Source organism: Niveispirillum sp. BGYR6 (genome assembly GCF_027568365.1).
In the GTDB taxonomy this organism is placed as follows: domain Bacteria; phylum Pseudomonadota; class Alphaproteobacteria; order Azospirillales; family Azospirillaceae; genus Niveispirillum.
The window spans coordinates 39,865-56,292 of record NZ_JANLNL010000011.1; the positions used below are offsets into that span (position 1 = coordinate 39,865).

Consider the following 16,428-nt stretch of genomic DNA (forward strand, 5'->3'; position numbering starts at 1 on the left):
CTCAAAGGGCCGTAAACCAGCCACCATCCACCGTCACCTCTTCCACCATGCGGGTGACGACACCTAGCTTCAAATCCTTCAGCAACTGGCACAGCAACTCGCCGTCGATCAGGTCGATGGCGGGGGCACCGGGGCGGATGGCTTCATCCTTGGCGGCCTGGGTGAAGGTGCCGGTGGTGATGATCAGGCCCTTATCCGCGCGGCCAACCATGGCCCCGCGAAAATCCCGCACCACCGAGGCACCGACGGACCCCTGATAGCGCTTGCACTGGAACGCCACCTGAAAGGTGACAAGGTTGACGCGCAGCACACCCTGCCCGTCAATGCCGCCATCCCCCGTCTTGCCAGTGACTTCCACCTTTACAAAGCCGGCTTCCCGCAACAGGCGCTGTGACAGGCGCTCAAACGCATCCGGCGTGATATTTTGTAGAGTACGAAGTAATATCTCCCGCCAGTCCAAAGATTCTGGTTCAAAATCATCCACCTCTGCATCGATCTCAGTTTTTGATGCAGATTTCGCATTAATACCTGCTCTAACTAATGCCGGTACTTTTGCAAGTTGTTCATCGGTGATTTTTTCACCCTCGTCAGTGAGGGTCCATACCCCCCGGGCGCTGTTGGTTATCAACCCGGATTTTGCTAGGTAGGTTTTTGTCCAACCCAACCGATAAGATAGTCGTGTAGTTCGGCTGTCCTTTCTGGTTAAATTTTGGATATTTTCTGGAATGTTTTCTTTTTTTATTATTTTTTCGATCAATTCATCATTGCTTGCCGATCCACCCAAATCACGCAGAGATTCAATTACAGGCCTAAGCAAGCAACGCAGTAAGGGGACGCCATGATTATCCGTATCCAATTTCATTATCATACCATTCCTTTTCTGAATTTAATTGGAGGCAAAAGAAATATGAATGAAATGACTTTAAGGCACCTCACACCCTAGCAGAAAATTTCCAACAGCAAAATTTTGCACAGCAGAGCACCAGAGCGGGCTGTGGTTGCGATTAAAGGCAGCCCCCTACAGCTCTATACCTGAAGAGTAACGTCCCCCCCTTTTGAATTACAACCCATTACGATTGCGTCCGCACAGCAAAAAGGCCGCCGGGTTGCCCCGGCGGCCTTTTCACGTCTCAAACAACCTGAACAGATCAGGCTGATCCGTTGCCGGATCAGTCGTTCTGCTGGCGGCGCTTCAGAGCGGCACCCAGGATGTCGCCCAGCGAGGCGCCCGAGTCGGACGAGCCGAATTCGGCCATCGCGGACTTCTCTTCCTCGACTTCCTTGGCCTTGATCGACAGGCCGATCTTGCGGGAACCGCGATCGACCTGGGTGACCTTGGCATCGACCTTTTCGCCAACGGCGAAGCGGTCGGGGCGCTGCTCGGAACGCTCACGGCTCAGGTCGGACTTGCGGATGAAGCCGGTGAAGCCTTCACCAACCTCAACCTCGATCCCGCCTTCGGTGATCTGGGTCACGGTGCAGGTGACGACATCGCCCTTCTTGACGCCAGCGGCTGCGCTCTCGAACGGATCGGAAGCGAGCTGCTTGATGCCGAGGGAGATGCGTTCCTTCTCAACGTCAACGTCCAGGACCTTGACCTTGACCTGATCGCCCTTCTTGTATTCCTGGATCGCCTGCTCGCCGGGGGTGTTCCAGTCCAGATCGGACAGGTGCACCATACCGTCGATGTCGCCCGGCAGACCAACGAACAGACCGAATTCGGTGATGTTCTTGACCTCGCCTTCCAGCTCGGTGCCGCCCGGGAACTTCTCGACGAAGGCTTCCCAGGGGTTCTGCATGGTCTGCTTCAGGCCCAGGGAGATACGGCGCTTCACCGGATCCACGTCCAGCACCATCACTTCCACTTCCTGCGAGGTGGAAACGATCTTGCCCGGATGGACGTTCTTCTTGGTCCAGCTCATCTCGGAGACGTGCACCAGACCTTCGATCCCCGGCTCCAGCTCCACAAAGGCGCCGTAGTCGGTGATGTTGGTGACGCGACCCTTGAACTTGGCCTGCGGCGGGTACTTGGCTTCCACGCCTTCCCACGGATCGGCTTCCAGCTGCTTCATGCCGAGGCTGATGCGCTGGGTCTCGGAGTTGAAGCGGATGACCTGGACCGTAACGGTCTGGCCGATCTGCAGGGCTTCCGACGGGTGGTTGATACGGCGCCAAGCGATGTCGGTGACGTGCAGCAGGCCGTCAACGCCGCCCAGATCAACGAACGCACCGTAATCGGTGATGTTCTTGACCACGCCCTGCAGGATCTGGCCTTCCTTGAGGGAGGCGACCAGCTCGGAGCGGGCTTCCGCACGGCTTTCTTCCAGCACGGCGCGGCGGGAAACGACGATGTTGCCGCGCGAGCGGTCCATCTTCAGGATCTGGAACGGCTGCGGCGTGCCCATCAGCGGGGAGATGTCGCGAACCGGACGGATATCGACCTGGCTGCCCGGCAGGAAGGCCACGGCGCCATTGAGATCGACGGTGAAGCCACCCTTGACGCGACCGAAAATGATGCCGGTGACGCGGCTCTGGTCGGTGAAGGACTTCTCCAGCAGGGTCCAGGCTTCCTCGCGCTTGGCCTTCTCACGCGACAGAACGGCTTCGCCGTTCTTGTCTTCCATGCGCTCCAGATAGACCTCGACGGTGTCGCCGATCTTCAGCTCGACCGGCTGGCCCGGAACGGCAAATTCCTTGAGAGCAACGCGACCTTCAGACTTCAGGCCAACGTCGATCAGCACCATGTCGTTGTCGATATTGACGACACGACCCTTGACGACGGTGCCTTCCAGGCTGTCGGCGGAGCCGAACGATTCTTCCAGCAGGGCGGCGAAGCTTTCCTTCGCGGCGGAAACCTGTGCCATGTAAACTCCAATGGGCAGACTGTTTCGGGTTGATCCCAACGGCGCATCCACCCATCCCCGGCACGCCCGAACCGGTTCTGTGGCTTCACCACCGCCGCGCCGGGCACCATACCCGGCGGCTTTTTACAAAACCGGCCCGAAGGTCGGTCTTCTTTTCCCGAAGAGGGCGGCAGTGCGTGCCGCCCTTGATGAAAGCCCATGGCTACGCCACCATACCGGCGGCGAGGACGTTCAATAGCAGAACGCGAGCGGCACCAGCGGGGCTGTTTTCCAGCCCCCGGCAACGCATCGCGTCATGATCCTTCATGCCCTTCGGGGCAAGGCGGGCTATATAGCCGGAAACCGCCTTCGCCGCAACCGGTAGAGTCGACAGGTGCCCTGTCAGATCAGTGCGGGTCAGCCGTTGGGGACGGCCCGCACTACAAATTGGATGGGCAGGGCATCGTTGATGGCCATTTGCGGGTCTATCCCGCAGCCCTGGGCGATGGCGGTGATGGCCTGGTGCATATGGTCGGGCATGGGCTGGCCTGGCAAACGGGCGACGGCATATTCCACCCGATAACCGGCGGCGGCGAACATTTCCAGCATTGTGGTGCGGGTGAACCAGCGCAGATGCGTCCGATCCAGCAGGCCGGAATCGGCATAGCGGAACTGGCCCACGGCCAGCATCATCTGCACGCTCCAGTTCTGGGCATTAGGAATGCAGGTGATGACGCTGCCGCCGGGCGGCAGGATTTCCCGGATGCGGGCCAGCACGTCCCAGGGATTGCGCAGATGTTCCAGCACATCACCGAAAATCCAGGCCTGTGTGCCCTGGAAAGCCGGCACCTTGGCAAGGTCCATCTGTTCGATATCGCCGACCAGGGTTTCGCTGCAATGGGGGGCGGCGGTGGCGGCGTAATCAGCGTCGATTTCTACCCCCACATAATGGGCGCCCGGATTGGCCGCCCGATAGACAGCCGCCATGGCGCCCGAGCTGCAGCCGATCTCAACCAGCCGCGACAGGCCAGGGGGAATTGCGGCCAGCAGATCCTGGTTCACATTATGATGCATCGGCGTCTGCTGCATGGTGCTTCACTCCCCCCACTTGGCCAGGTAGTCACTATACCCTTTTAACCAGGCTTGGTTTTCGTAACTGCCCCCGCTGACATGCATGGCGGAGATCGGGGCGACCCCCATGCGAAGGCCCAGCTGTTCCGCCTGCCGGCAGAAATCCAGATCGTAAAAATGGAAAGGGAACCTGGGATCGAACCGCAAGCCGGAGCGGCGAAAGACGCCAACCCGGGCTGCCAGAAACAAGCCATCCATCAATTTGCATTCCTGTCCGGGCTTGCCATAGTAGCAAATCTGGTCATCAGGAAAGGTGGAACCCCACCCGACCGCGCCACACAGGTTCGCCTTGTCGTCGACGGCAAGGTCCGTCTCCCGGCGAATATGGCTCCAGGTTGGCTGGAAAGGGGTGCGGCGTATATTGCCGGCCAGGCCGACAATGTCAAAAATATTGGTCCAGTGGGCCAGAGTATCAGGCCAGAAAAAATCCAGAAGCGACACATCATCATGCACGAAGGCGAGGATCAGGTCATCATCCCCCTCTGCGAGGACACGCTCAATGCTCTCATTATACAATATTGGGAGGGCTGTTTTATTTTCTGAAAATAGAGACATCTCTACAGGGTAGAAGCGTCGCCATTCTGAAAGGGAGCGGCCCAGCAGGCTTTCAGTCTCGAACTGCTTACCTGTTGCGCGGGAGGCGCAGATCATGCGCACACGTGTCATCATGCCTCCTTCAAGGCGCGGAATCAGCAAAGCAACAAAATGAACGCGAGGGCACTGGCTGTCTCCCCAAGCTGCCAGGCAGGGACAAGACAGGCCATATCTTTATCGACAGATGGCTATCCTTCGCAATGGCTAATGATAGCGGCCTAACCATCCGAATATATTAGGCAGAATAAAACAGCGGGCGACCCGCTGCCGGGTCGCCCGCTGAAGATTTAAATCAGCGCCCGTGATTACAATTTGGCGCGGATCACATCCATGGCTGCCTGAAATGCCGCATCGGGGCCAAGCTCGGAATTATCCAGCACCACAGCATCCTCTGCCGGTACCAGCGGGGCAAAGGCGCGGGTGGTGTCGCGCTCGTCGCGCGCCCGCATGTCGGCCAGCACGGCGGCGAAATCCACACCGGCCGTGTCCCCGCCCAGTTCCCTGAACCGACGCTCTGCCCGCACCTCCACCGAGGCGGTGATGAACAGTTTCACCGGCGCGTTGGGGCAGATGACGGTGCCGATATCCCGCCCGTCCAGCACGGCACCCGCAGCGCCGCCCGGCGGGTTGGCGGCAAAACCACGTTGGAATTCCAGCAGGGCCTGCCGCACGCCGGGATAGGCCGAGACGATGGAGGCGGCCTGCGCCGTTTCATCCTGACGCAGGGCCGGGTCAGCCGTCAGTTCGGCAATGCGGTCGGCATCCAGCGCCTGCGCCGCTGCCATGGCGGCTTCGACATCGCGCACATCCTGGCCAGCGCGGATCATCGACAGGCCCACCGCCCGGTACAGCGCGCCGGTATCCAGCAGCGCATAGCCCATAGCCTGGGCGACACGGCGGGCCAGCGTGCCCTTGCCGCTGGCGGCGGGACCATCGATGGCGATGACAGGCTTGGTGGACATGGGCGTCAAGGCTCCCCGGAGCGGCAATGGAACAGGTGCGGCGGCACCCTTGCCCGCAGGGGCGCGAAGCGTCAAGCCACACAGCAGGATGGCCGCCATCCAAGGGCGGGGCCATCGTGCTTATCGGCTAACCGGAGAGCTTGTTCATTGACCTGGATCAGGCACACACGCGGGTTTCAGAGTTTCAAGCCGCGCTGCTTGGCGGCGGCGGTGAAATCTGCTCCTGCCTGCGCCATGATCTTGCTGGCCCAGGCCTGACCCAGGGCCATGGATTGCTGCATGATCTGCGGCATCTGCTGCAAGCTCTTGCGGCCCACCGGCGTGCGATAAAAGGTAATGATCTGGTCCATCTCATCGACCGTGAAATTGCTGGCGTACAGCGCCTCCATCCCCTGCATCAATTCCGGCAAGCCGTTCTTCAATGCCGGACGGATATGGTCTTGCACCAGGGTATGGATATCTTTCTCCCGGCCGGGATTCTGGGCCAGTGCCATCTTCTCGACCTGGCCCATAAGGCCATCCATGATTTGCTGGCTGATCGTCGCCATCCCCGTCGTTTCGATCAGCGCCCGCGCCTTTTCCAGGCGCTGGGCATTATCGTCCGGGGCCGCCATGGCCGGCTGGGCAGCCCATAGAAGCCCCATTACAGCCAGGAGAGCAAAACGAGACATCCGCATGTCGCTGTCCTATAGATAGTGATAGTGGCATGATATACTATTTTAGTGGTGGGTGCAGCAGAAACCGGCCAAAGAAAAACCCGCCGGGCTGCCCCAGCGGGTTCTCTTTACTCAACGAAGCTGCTCTGGTCTGGCCTTAAGCTCAGCCCAGCGCCTTCACCATGGTCGAGCCCAGGCTGGCCGGGCTTTCGGAGACATGGATACCGGCGGCGCGCATCGCTTCCACCTTGAACTCGGCGGTGTCGTTACCGCCGGAGATCACGGCACCGGCATGGCCCATGCGGCGGCCCGGCGGGGCGGTGCGACCGGCGATGAAGCCGACGACCGGCTTCTTCAGACCGGAAGCCTTGATGTACTCCGCACCATTCACCTCAGCGTCACCACCGATCTCACCGATCATGATGATGCCTTCGGTTTCCGGATCCTTGGCGAACATCTCCAGCGCGTCGACAAAGTTGGTGCCGTTGACCGGGTCACCGCCAATGCCGATGCAGGTGGTCTGGCCCAGGCCAGCCGCCGTGGTCTGCGCCACCGCTTCGTAGGTCAGCGTGCCGGAACGGGACACGATGCCGATCTTGCCACGACGATGGATGTGGCCCGGCATGATGCCGATCTTGCACTCGTCCGGGGTGATGACACCCGGGCAGTTCGGACCGACCAGACGGGTGGCACTGTTGGCCAGGGCGCGCTTGACGCGAACCATGTCCAGCACCGGGATGCCTTCGGTGATGCAAACCACCAGCGGCAGTTCGGCATCGATGGCTTCCAGGATGGCGTCGGCGGCGAACGGTGGCGGCACATAGATGACCGAGGCATTGGCGCCGGTCTTCGACACGGCATCGGCCACGGTGTCGAACACCGGCAGGTCCAGATGCTTGGAGCCGCCCTTACCGGGCGTCACGCCGCCGACCATCTTGGTGCCATAGGCGATGGCCTGTTCGGAATGGAAAGTCCCCTGCGCGCCGGTAAAGCCCTGGCAGATGACCTTGGTGTCTTTGTTAACGAGAACGGCCATGTTACGCGGCCTCCTTCACGGCCTTCACGATCTTCTCGGCGGCGTCGGCCAGATTGTCGGCCGACAGGATGGGCAGGCCGGATTCGGCCATGATCTTCTTGCCGAGATCGACGTTCGTGCCTTCCAGACGAACAACCAGCGGAACGTGCAGGCTGACTTCGCGGGCGGCGGCAACGACGCCTTCCGCAATCACGTCGCAGCGCATGATGCCGCCGAAGATGTTGACCAGGATGCCTTCGACATTCGGGTCGGACAGGATCAGCTTGAACGCCGTGGTGACGCGCTCCTTGGTGGCGCCGCCGCCAACGTCCAGGAAGTTCGCCGGCTCACCGCCATACAGCTTGATGATGTCCATGGTGGCCATGGCCAGACCGGCACCGTTCACCATGCAGCCGATATTGCCATCCAGCTTCACATAGTTCAGGCCGTGCTTGGTGGCCTCGGTCTCCGACGCCTCTTCCTCGTCCTCGTCGCGGAGTTCTTCCACGTCGGGGTGACGGTAAAGGGCGTTGTCGTCGAAGTTCACCTTGGCGTCGAGCGCGATGACCTCACCCGCACCGGTCACGACCAGCGGGTTGATCTCCACCATGCTCATGTCCAGGTCGATAAACGCCTTGTACATGGCGGTCATGAACTTGGCCGCGGCATTCACCTGCTTGCCTTCCAGGCCCAGGGCGAAGGCGACCTTGCGGGCGTGATAGCCCTGCAGGCCCTGCACCGGGTCGATGGCGACCTTGGTGATCTTCTCCGGGTGGCTGTGGGCCACTTCCTCGATCTCCATGCCGCCTTCGGTGGAAGCGACGATGGTGACGCGGGAAGAGCCACGGTCCAGCAGCATGGACAGGTACAGCTCGCGCTTGATGTCAGCGCCTTCCTCGATATAGAGGCGCTTGACTTCCTTGCCTTCCGCACCGGTCTGCTTGGTGACCAGCACCTGGTTCAGCATGGCTGCGGCATTGGTCTGCACGTCTTCCACGCTCTTGACGACGCGGACGCCGCCCTTGCCGTTCGGGTCGTTCTGGAAACGACCAGCGCCACGGCCACCGGCATGGATCTGCGACTTGACCACCCAGACGGGGCCGCCCAGCTCCTGCGCGACCTTGGCCGCTTCCTCGGGCGTGTAGGCAACGCCGCCGCGCGGAACCGCGACACCGTACTTCTTCAACAGGCCCTTGGCCTGGTACTCATGAATATTCATAGGTCAGCCGTCTTGCTCTGGATGGGAGACGGGCCGGCCGCGACGGGGTGTCAACGGACCGCGCGCAGGGTCCGTCCCCACGCGGGCGGCACTTTAGCACTATGCCAACCGGGATCAACCGTCCAAAGGTCCCTCCCATGCACATTGATTTGCGCGCTGCCGCACAGGGTGGCGATGACCCCACCCTTGGCGGCACAAGGCTGAGGGACAGCCCACCCCTTGACGGGCACGCATCTGCAGCAAGGGTGCCATGTAACGGCGGCGTGGCCACTACAGCGGGGCGATTGTTGCACTGGGCGAAACATTGCGTCCCAAATATGCCGGATAGTGGCAAAGCGGATTCTGGGTCATGCTGGCCCCCATGTTGAACCCCACCAAGACGGAGTTGCACCCCATGTCCCGTACCCTTATCGCCGGTCTGTTCGGCGCCGCCCTGCTGCTGACCGCCGGCCAGGGCATTGCCCAGGATCTGACGCAGGATCCGGCGGCCGTGAAGTCCGGCACCTATGCGGTGGAGCCGACCCACACCAAGGTTGTCTTCGCCATCAATCACCTGGGCTATTCCACCTATTACGGCACGTTCCCCAAGGCTGAGGGCACGCTGGTGCTGGACGCCGCCAACCCGGCCAAGTCGGTGCTGGATGTGACGGTGGATGTCACCGCCATCTCCACCGACCTGAAGGAGCTGAACGAGCATCTGCTAGGCCCCGACTTCTTTGACGGCGCCAAGTTCCCCAAGGCCACCTTCAAGAGCACCAAGGTGGAACTGACCGGCAAGAACAAGGCCAAGGTGACCGGCAACCTGACCCTGAAGGGCGTGACCAAGCCGGTGACCCTGGATGTCACCTTCAACCAGGCCGGCCCGAACTTCATCAACAAGGTCTACAGCGTCGGGTTTGACGCCACGACCACCATCAAGCGTTCCGATTTCGGCGTCAGCGCCTATGTCCCCGCCGTGGGCGACGAGGTGACGCTGCGCATCGGTTCGGAACTGCAGCTGAAGAAGTAAGCCTCCCCGCGCGTACTTGACATTCGCGCCCGGCGCGTGAAGGCCATGATCAGAACTGATCGGTTCTGATCATGGCAACCGAGTCTAAGGGGTGAGGGGGATGGCCCGACTGGGCCGCCCCCTTTTATCCCAGTTCCTCCACGCCCTTTGGCGTCAGGCGCCAGACGCGATCCTGCGGCACGGCAAGGCGCACGGCGCGTTCCGGGGACAGGCCGGCATAATGGCCGCGCAAAATCCGCCCGCTCATCCCATGTGAAATGGCGATGGTGGGGCGGTCGATCTCCGCCAGAAAGGCGAACAGGCGGGCCTGCACCTGCTCATAGCGCTCCCCCGCCGGGGCGCGGAACTGCCAGCCATGCGGGCCATGGGCCGACAGCCAGGGGTTGCCGCGGTAAATCTCATCCCGCGTCATGCCTTCCCAGCGGCCGAAGCTGACTTCGGCGATGCGGGCATCCTGTTGGATGGGCAGGTCCAGATGGCGGTTGATGATGCGGGCTGTTTCCATCGTCCGCCCCAAGGGCGAGGCAACCAGCCTCACCGTCTCCCGCCAGTCGGGGATGGCCTCCACCAGCCGGCGCAGGATGCTGCCCACATGGTCGGCCTGGGCGCGGCCCCGCGTGGTCAGGTTGCTGTCCAGCTGGCCCTGGCAGCGGGCGGCGACATTCCATTCCGTCTGGCCATGGCGGACCAGCAGCAACGGATGGGACGGCAGGGCAGGGGCGGCTTCTGCCGCCTGATCATTCAACGCAATGCTCACGGCCACTTCACTTCCGGCGGCAGGCTCATCAGGATGGCTTCGATATTGCCGCCGGTTTTCAGGCCGAACAGCGTGCCGCGATCATGGATCAGGTTGAATTCGACATAGCGGCCGCGGCGGATCAGCTGATGCTCGCGCTGGGCGTCGTTCCACATGGCCTGCATCCGGCGGGCAACGATGCGGGGATAGGTCTCCAGAAAGGCCAGCCCGACGGCGCGGGTAAAGGCGAAATCCGCCGCCCAGTCGCCCGTATCCAGATTGTCATAGAAAATGCCGCCGGCCCCACGCGGTTCCCCGCGATGGGGCAGGAAGAAGTAACGGTCGCACCATTCCTTGAAACGGGGATAATAATCATCCCCATGCGCGTCACAGGCGGCCTTCAGGGCGGCATGGAAATCGGCAGCATCCTCGGCCGTTTCCACCGAATCCAGGAACATCGGCGTCAGATCGGCCCCACCGCCGAACCAGCCCTGGCCGGTCACCAGCATCCGTGTATTCATATGCACGGCCGGCACCAGCGGGCTGCGCATATGGGCCACCAGGCTGATGCCGCTGGCCCAGAATTCCCCCGTCTCCCCCGCACCGGGGATATTGGCGCGGAATTCAGGCGAGAAGGTGCCGTGAACGGTGGAGACATTCACCCCCACCTTTTCAAACACCCGGCCCTTCATCAGGCCCATCACCCCGCCGCCGCCGTCGCCACCATCATGGTTGGGGCGCGACCAGGGCTTGCGTTCAAACCGACCAGCGGGCAGGTCGGCATGGGGGCCGCCCGTCAGCTCATCCTCCAGCTTTTCAAACGCAGCACAGATCCGGTCGCGCAATTCCTCAAACCAGGCGCGGGCCTGGGCCTTGCGCTGGGCAACAATCTCTGGCGGGGGCAAGGGCGTAGGCATGGCGGCGGTCCGGTGTTGGCGGGAAGGCGATAGCAGGATTTAGGCAGAAATCGCAGCGGTTGCGATAGGATAAAGTGAAGTCTGGCGCAAAGCCTCCCCCACCACGATGGCCGCCGCCACTGCCACATTAAGCGAGCGTGCCCCCTGACGCATCGGCACCAGCACGCGGGCATCGGCGGCGTGATGCACATGATCGGGCACGCCGCAGCTTTCCTGGCCCAGCAGCAGAATGTCATCCGGCTGGAAGGTGAAATCCACATGCGGCACGGCGGCGCGCGTGGTCAGCAGCACCAGCCGGCCCTGGCGGGTCTGGTTGAAGCGTTCCCAGCTGCTGTGGCGGGTGATATCGGCGTGATCGGCATAATCCATCACGCTGCGGCGCAGGCGACGGTCATCCAGGATGAAGCCGCAAGGCTCAATAATATCGATCCCCACATCCAGGCAGGCGCCCAGACGGATCAGGGTGCCGGCATTCTGCGGAATGTCCGGCTGGTAAAGGGCTAGTCTCAACGTAAAATCTCAAACGCACCGGGCGGGAAGGGGGGCAGGATCAGGTCAGCACATCCAGGAACATGCCCCGGCGATACCGGGCCGGCAGGCGCAGAATGCCATCGACCAGCAAGGCGGCCAGTTCCTTGGGATTGGGCCAGCGATTGCCGGGACGGCCCAGCGGAATGCCCCGGCCGGATACGCCGGGCACGGCAGTCGGACCGGTGCGGCGCCCGCCGCTTTCCGCCACCGAACCGCCAACCACACTGCCTGTCGATGAACCAACCCGCGAATCGACCATGGGCACGCCCCCTTGTTGATCAGCCCATCATACCATCGGTCGAAATTATTGACCGATGGTGCGGCGGCGACTGCCGCCGCGCCGCTCATGCGGCGTAGCCAAGCCAGCGGATGCTGGCGCCGGCGATTGAGGGGCACGAAAGCGTGACCTTCGGTCATGATTTCATGCCGCTGGTATCATAAGCATTTCCGCCCTTGTCGCCTAGGTGGTGCGGTGGGGCGCAGAAGAATAGCGGGCAAAATAAAACAGGGGCCACCCGGTGACGGATGGCCCCTGTCGACGACGCTATCGGTAACCTTTGGGGCGCTGGGATAGGCAGACCGATAACGCCGATTCCGTTCAAATCAGGCCCGATCCGCCGTGCCCAGGGTCTTGGCTGTCATCTCGGCCTTGATGGTGCCATCGTCCGGGGTGGCACTGGCATTGCCGGCCAGCAGCTTATGCGCGCTGAAGCCCTGGCCGCCCTGGTTGGGTCGGGCATGGCCGGCTGCCAGGGCGCAGGCTAGCATCAGGGCCAGCGTGGCCAGCAACAGCAGGATGGCCGACAATTTCTGACGCGTGGGGTCGTTGCGACGGGCAAGAACATGCATCGGTCGATCCTCCTGTTGGGCGGGGCGGCGGGGGCCGGGGCGCTGACAGGGATCAGGAAACAATCTGCACTTGGTCGCATTTGGCCCGGATCAGGGCATTTTCGCGGCAGATGAAGAAAAGGTTAAGGCGGGGCCGGTTGACCGGAAACCGCCTTCAGATCGGCATTATTGCTTCTGTTTCTTTTCCTGTGCCCGCGCCTTGTCCTTGGCCTCTGTTTCCAGCCGGGTCAGGCTGTTCAGGTTTTCCGTGGCGCTGGCGGCGGCGGCGGTGCCGGGGGCGACACGGCGGGCCTTTTCCCAATCTTCCTTGGCTTTGGTGCCAATCCCAGCATCGGCATAAAGATTGCCGCGCAGCAACAGCGCCTCCCCGTTCTGTGGGGATAGTTTCAGGGCCATTTCCACATCGCCCTTGGCCTTGCTGTCCAGTGCCAGCACATGGTGCGCCTGGGCGCGCAGCAGCCAGGCTTCGGCCATTTTCGGGGCCTTTTCGATCACCTTGTCCAGATCGGCGATGGCATCCCAATAGCGTTCCTGCCCGGCGCGGAAAATGGCGCGATCCATCAGGATCTGCACATTGTCCGGCAGCAGGGCCAGCGCCTGGGCATAGGCGGCATCGGCCTGATCGGGCTTCTTGGCATTGGTCCAGGACAGGGCGGCGCGGGCCCAGAGATCGGCACGGGCAGGGCGCGGCTCCTGCGTCAGTTCCTTTGCCGAGGCCTCCAGCGCCGGGGCGGCCAGCGCCCAGTCCGCCCGCAGCATCAGGGCCAGGGCCTGGCACAGCCGTGCATCGGCCGCCCCGCCCTGGCGTTCCCACAGCTTCGCCTCCTCAAAGGCGAAATCGGGCAGCGCCTCGGCACGGGCCAGACAGGCGGCGCGGTTGGCAAAAACGGCTGGCTGCGCCAGGGCCGGCAGGGCGGCCGTGAGGCAAAGCCCCGCAAGGGCGGCGGCAAGGGTGGGCTTTCTCATCATGACGCGGTACAAATCCTCATCCCGTGCTGTCTGTCCAGTGGCAAAGATTTAATGTTGGCACCTTCCAACGATCCGGCCCCCGGCCGCCTGTTCATTTTCGGCTTCGGTTACAGCGCCGGCTGGCTGGCCGACCTGCTGCGGCCTCACGGCTGGCGGGTGGCCGGCACCACCCGCACGCCGGAAAAGGCGGCACGGATGCGTGCGGCCGGGGTGGAACCTTTCCTGTTCGGCCCTGACCAGCCGCTGGCTGATGCGACGGCGGCGCTGGGCGGGGCCACGCATATCCTCTCCTCCGTCCCGCCGGAGGTGGGCAGCGGCGATCCCGTGCTGGCCGCCCATGGTGCCGATATTGCCCGTATCGCCGGGCTGCGCTGGGCGGGCTATCTGTCCACCACCGGGGTTTACGGTGATACCGGTGGGGATTGGGTGGATGAAACATCGCCGTTGAAGGCCAGGGGCGAACGCGGCCTGCGCCGGGTGACGGCAGAGGCGGAATGGCTGTCGCTGTGGCGTGACCAGGGCGTGCCGGTGCAGATTTACCGCCTGCCCGGCATCTATGGGCCGGGGCGCAGCGCCATTGATGCGCTGCGGTCGGGCACGGCGCGGCGGGTGGACAAGCCGGGCCACCTGTTCGGGCGTATCCATGTGGCCGATATTGCCGGCGCGCTGGCGCTTTCCATGGCGAAGCCGGAGCCGGGCACGGTGCTGAATGTGGTGGATAACGAGCCGGCCAGCGGGGCCGATGTGGTGGAATATGCCGCCCGGCTGCTGGGGGTGGAACCGCCGCCGCTGATGCCGTTTACGCCCGGCGCCCTGTCGCCCATGGCGGCCAGCTTCTATGCCGATAACCGCAAGGTGCGTAATGACCGGCTGGTGCGGCACCTGGGCTATCGGCTGCTCTACCCCACCTATCGTGAAGGGCTGGCGGCGCAGCTGGCGGCGGAGGGGTAGCGGCCACCGTCTTGTACAGTGGGGAGGTTAAGCCGGATGCAGCACCACCAGCCGGTGGTCGGGGGCGGCATCCAGGGCGAAGGTCAGTTGCTGGAAGGTCAGCGGCCCTTGGGCTGGATGGTTGAAACGGCGTTCCCCACCTTCGCGGTCCAGCACGGTCTGGTCACGCCAGCCATCGGCGAAGGCAGCACTGCCGGCGCGCAGATCGGCCAGCAGGTCGATCAGTGCTTGATCCTCCAGATGGCGGCTGTAATCGGCGCGCAGTTCGGCCAGCACCCGGCGGGTGCGGTGGCGCCAATCCACCACCAGGGTGCGGGCCGCCGGGTCCAGAAACAAAAAGCGCAGCATATTGTGGGGGCCGGGCTGGTCCAGCCAGCCGGCGAACAGGGTTTCTGCCGCCTTGTTCCAGGCCAGCATCGCATAGCGATGATCCATGGCATAGGCAGGCACGGAAAGCGCCTGCACCGTCTGGCCCAACAGGGCCAGCATGGCCAGCGCCGGGTCCGCCCCCTGGCCCGCCTGCGGATCATGCCGCCCGGCCAGTTGGAACAGATAGGCGCGTTCGGCGCGCGACAGGCGCAACGCATCGGCCAGCCGGGCCAGCGCATGGGGGCTGGCCGCGACCTCCCGCCCCTGTTCCAGCCAGGTGAACCAGGTGGCGCTGATGCCAGCCAGCAGCGCCACCTCCTCCCGCCGCAGCCCGCGCGTGCGGCGGCGTCCGCCGATGGGTAGGCCCACGGCGGTGGGTTCCAGGCGGGTGCGGCAGTTGCGCAGGAAATCACCCAGCATCCGGCGCTGCAATTCGGGGCTCGTCACGCTCATGGGTGAAAATATACCAGGATAATTGCCCTTCTTGTACCTGGATAAAAAGGGCGTAGCCTGTCCCATCACCCCCGATCCTTGATGGAGCCCGCCGCCATGTCCAGCACCCCGCAACACCAGTCCATGGTGGCCGAAACATTCGGCAACCGGGCCGATGCCTATGTGAAATCCGCCGTTCATGCCGGCGGCCCCGACCTTGCTGCCCTGGTGGCGGCGTTGCAGGCCAAGGGGGCGGAAAACCTGCTGGATTTGGGCTGCGGTGGCGGCCATCTCAGCTTCCATGCTGCTCCGCTGGTGGGGCAGGTGGTCGCCTATGATCTCTCCACCGCCATGCTGTCGGCCGTGGAAAAGGCGGCGGCCCAACGCGGGTTGAGCAATATCGACACCCGGCAGGGCCCGGCAGAGGTTCTGCCCTTTGCCGATGCCAGCTTTGATGTGGTGGCCACCCGCTACAGCGCCCATCATTGGCGTGACGTGCCGGCCGCCCTGGCGGAAATGCGCCGGGTGGTGCGGCCGGGCGGGCGGGCCATTGTGATGGATGTCTTTGCCCCGGCAAACCCGTTGCTGGATACGCATCTGCAGACGCTGGAAATGCTGCGCGATCCCAGCCATGTGCGCGATTACAGCCTGGAAGAATGGCAGGCTATGCTGCGCCGGGCCGGTTTTCAGCCGCAGGCCCCGCAATCATTCCGCCTGCGGCTTGAATTCACCAGCTGGGTGGAACGGATCGGCACGCCGGCCGCCCATATCCCGGCGCTGCGTTCGCTGCTGTCCCATGCCCCGGCAGAGGTGAAGGACCATTTCGCCATCGAACCGGATGATAGTTTCACCATCGATACGATGTTCATCCTGGCCGATGCCCCCTGAGGGCTGAAAGGCGGTTTCCATCGGGGCTTGACAGGGGGCGGCAAGCGGCGGCTCAATATTTTCATGATCATTCCGCCGCAACCACCGCCGGTCCTGGCCACCCAGGCGCCCCCGACCTCGCCGCATCAGAATGCGGCGCTGGCCTCGGCTGCCGTGGCGGCGCAGAAGGTGGCGCGGCCGACGGAAACCCAGACTCGCCGCGCCGCCGCCGCTGTGGCGCAGGCCGACAAGGGGCGGGAAAATACCGACGGCACCTTCCTGGGCCGCGCCTTCGACAGCGAGGCGCAGACGGTGGAAAGCCAAACCAACGGCAGCCGCCCGCAAGCGCGCGGCAACCGGTTGGATGTGTCCGTTTAA

At 63.1% G+C, this 16,428-nt stretch carries 19 protein-coding genes; 4 read left to right on the top strand and 15 right to left on the bottom strand.

What is annotated here, in order from left to right:
* Window position 1: 1 nt before the first annotated feature.
* From PCJ49_RS19630 to sucC, 8 genes are all read right to left on the bottom strand, one after another.
* Entirely contained in the window at window positions 2-862 is an 861-nt protein-coding gene (locus tag PCJ49_RS19630) for a restriction endonuclease (protein WP_269912426.1), read from the bottom strand.
* Between the two features lie 307 nt (window positions 863-1,169).
* Window positions 1,170-2,864 carry a 30S ribosomal protein S1 gene (rpsA, locus tag PCJ49_RS19635; RefSeq protein WP_269912427.1) on the bottom strand — a complete coding sequence of 565 codons (1,695 nt, stop codon included), beginning with the start codon at window positions 2,862-2,864 and terminating at the stop codon, window positions 1,170-1,172.
* A gap of 396 nt (window positions 2,865-3,260) precedes the next feature.
* Window positions 3,261-3,932 carry a class I SAM-dependent methyltransferase gene (locus PCJ49_RS19640; RefSeq protein ID WP_269912428.1) on the bottom strand — a complete coding sequence of 224 codons (672 nt, stop codon included), beginning with the start codon at window positions 3,930-3,932 and terminating at the stop codon, window positions 3,261-3,263.
* Window positions 3,933-3,938: 6 nt separating this feature from the next.
* The gene (locus PCJ49_RS19645) at window positions 3,939-4,643 is read right to left on the bottom strand and encodes a hypothetical protein (protein ID WP_269912429.1); all 705 of its coding nucleotides are present in this window, start codon (window positions 4,641-4,643) and stop codon (window positions 3,939-3,941) included.
* A 230-nt stretch (window positions 4,644-4,873) separates the two neighbouring features.
* Window positions 4,874-5,530: a (d)CMP kinase gene (cmk, locus tag PCJ49_RS19650; RefSeq protein WP_269912430.1), complete on the bottom strand. Its 657-nt coding sequence runs from the start codon at window positions 5,528-5,530 to the stop codon at window positions 4,874-4,876.
* 176 nt (window positions 5,531-5,706) lie between these two features.
* Window positions 5,707-6,174 carry a DUF2059 domain-containing protein gene (locus PCJ49_RS19655; protein WP_269912431.1) on the bottom strand — a complete coding sequence of 156 codons (468 nt, stop codon included), beginning with the start codon at window positions 6,172-6,174 and terminating at the stop codon, window positions 5,707-5,709.
* 175 nt (window positions 6,175-6,349) lie between these two features.
* Window positions 6,350-7,222, bottom strand: coding sequence for a succinate--CoA ligase subunit alpha (gene sucD / locus PCJ49_RS19660; protein ID WP_089288609.1), 873 nt, complete (start codon window positions 7,220-7,222; stop codon window positions 6,350-6,352).
* Window position 7,223: 1 nt separating this feature from the next.
* The gene (gene sucC / locus PCJ49_RS19665; RefSeq protein WP_269912432.1) at window positions 7,224-8,420 is read right to left on the bottom strand and encodes an ADP-forming succinate--CoA ligase subunit beta; all 1,197 of its coding nucleotides are present in this window, start codon (window positions 8,418-8,420) and stop codon (window positions 7,224-7,226) included.
* A 394-nt stretch (window positions 8,421-8,814) separates the two neighbouring features.
* On the opposite strand from sucC, the gene PCJ49_RS19670 reads away from it, so the two are divergent.
* Complete coding sequence (locus PCJ49_RS19670) at window positions 8,815-9,429, top strand: YceI family protein (protein ID WP_269912433.1); 615 nt, start codon at window positions 8,815-8,817, stop codon at window positions 9,427-9,429.
* Window positions 9,430-9,553: 124 nt separating this feature from the next.
* Here the strand turns inward: PCJ49_RS19670 and PCJ49_RS19675 are convergent, their stop codons facing one another.
* The 6 genes from PCJ49_RS19675 to PCJ49_RS19700 form a co-directional block, all read right to left on the bottom strand.
* A complete protein-coding gene (locus tag PCJ49_RS19675) occupies window positions 9,554-10,186 on the bottom strand; it encodes a histidine phosphatase family protein (RefSeq protein WP_269912434.1) in 633 nt (210 codons plus the stop codon).
* Complete coding sequence (gene hemF, locus PCJ49_RS19680) at window positions 10,183-11,082, bottom strand: oxygen-dependent coproporphyrinogen oxidase (protein ID WP_269912435.1); 900 nt, start codon at window positions 11,080-11,082, stop codon at window positions 10,183-10,185. The genes PCJ49_RS19675 and hemF overlap by 4 nt, the downstream gene beginning before the upstream one ends.
* 39 nt (window positions 11,083-11,121) lie before the next feature.
* On the bottom strand, window positions 11,122-11,592 hold the full coding sequence (locus PCJ49_RS19685) for a TrmH family RNA methyltransferase (protein ID WP_269912436.1): 471 nt from the start codon (window positions 11,590-11,592) through the stop codon (window positions 11,122-11,124).
* 40 nt (window positions 11,593-11,632) lie between these two features.
* Entirely contained in the window at window positions 11,633-11,872 is a 240-nt protein-coding gene (locus PCJ49_RS19690; RefSeq protein ID WP_269912437.1) for a hypothetical protein, read from the bottom strand.
* Window positions 11,873-12,216: 344 nt separating this feature from the next.
* Complete coding sequence (locus tag PCJ49_RS19695) at window positions 12,217-12,462, bottom strand: hypothetical protein (RefSeq protein ID WP_269912438.1); 246 nt, start codon at window positions 12,460-12,462, stop codon at window positions 12,217-12,219.
* 165 nt (window positions 12,463-12,627) lie between these two features.
* Window positions 12,628-13,431 (bottom strand): hypothetical protein, encoded by an 804-nt coding sequence (locus tag PCJ49_RS19700; RefSeq protein WP_269912439.1) that lies wholly within the window; start codon window positions 13,429-13,431, stop codon window positions 12,628-12,630.
* A 51-nt stretch (window positions 13,432-13,482) separates the two neighbouring features.
* Here PCJ49_RS19700 and PCJ49_RS19705 point away from each other — a divergent pair, with 51 nt between their 5' ends.
* The gene (locus PCJ49_RS19705) at window positions 13,483-14,382 is read left to right on the top strand and encodes an SDR family oxidoreductase (RefSeq protein ID WP_269912440.1); all 900 of its coding nucleotides are present in this window, start codon (window positions 13,483-13,485) and stop codon (window positions 14,380-14,382) included.
* Window positions 14,383-14,409: 27 nt separating this feature from the next.
* Here the strand turns inward: PCJ49_RS19705 and PCJ49_RS19710 are convergent, their stop codons facing one another.
* The gene (locus tag PCJ49_RS19710; protein WP_269912441.1) at window positions 14,410-15,204 is read right to left on the bottom strand and encodes a helix-turn-helix transcriptional regulator; all 795 of its coding nucleotides are present in this window, start codon (window positions 15,202-15,204) and stop codon (window positions 14,410-14,412) included.
* Window positions 15,205-15,300: 96 nt separating this feature from the next.
* On the opposite strand from PCJ49_RS19710, the gene PCJ49_RS19715 reads away from it, so the two are divergent.
* Together PCJ49_RS19715 and PCJ49_RS19720 are read left to right on the top strand one after the other, a co-directional pair.
* Window positions 15,301-16,071 carry a class I SAM-dependent methyltransferase gene (locus tag PCJ49_RS19715; RefSeq protein ID WP_269912442.1) on the top strand — a complete coding sequence of 257 codons (771 nt, stop codon included), beginning with the start codon at window positions 15,301-15,303 and terminating at the stop codon, window positions 16,069-16,071.
* A gap of 63 nt (window positions 16,072-16,134) precedes the next feature.
* Window positions 16,135-16,428, top strand: coding sequence for a hypothetical protein (locus PCJ49_RS19720; protein ID WP_143271168.1), 294 nt, complete (start codon window positions 16,135-16,137; stop codon window positions 16,426-16,428).